The organism is Streptococcus suis, assembly GCF_002964045.1.
GTDB lineage: Bacteria > Bacillota > Bacilli > Lactobacillales > Streptococcaceae > Streptococcus > Streptococcus suis_U.
Window position 1 is genome coordinate 1 of record NZ_POPB01000100.1, and the last position, 284, is coordinate 284.

Sequence of the window (284 nt, forward strand, 5' to 3'; positions counted from 1 at the left end):
AATCGGTTCACGCTGGATTCCTTTGTCTGTTTACGGAAAATTTGCCCAAGAAACCTTTATGGGGAAAGCCTATGAACTGTCAGACCAAGAAGTAACAACAGTCCTTGAAGTCAGTCCCATTGACGGAGTTATCACTTACCAATCTAAGTTTGCCTATACCTATTCCAACGCAACGGATAGGAGTTTAGGTGTACCAGGTTCTCGTTATAATAGTGGTCGTAAAATATTTGAAAATCTCCTGAATTCCAATCAACCAACCATCACAAAACAAATTGTCGAAGGGG

1 protein-coding gene is annotated in these 284 nt (G+C 40.8%); it reads left to right on the forward strand.

What is annotated here, in order from left to right:
- Positions 1-284, forward strand: a 284-nt coding sequence (locus tag C1E99_RS00425) for a hypothetical protein (protein WP_153060118.1), incomplete at both ends; no start/stop codon positions are given.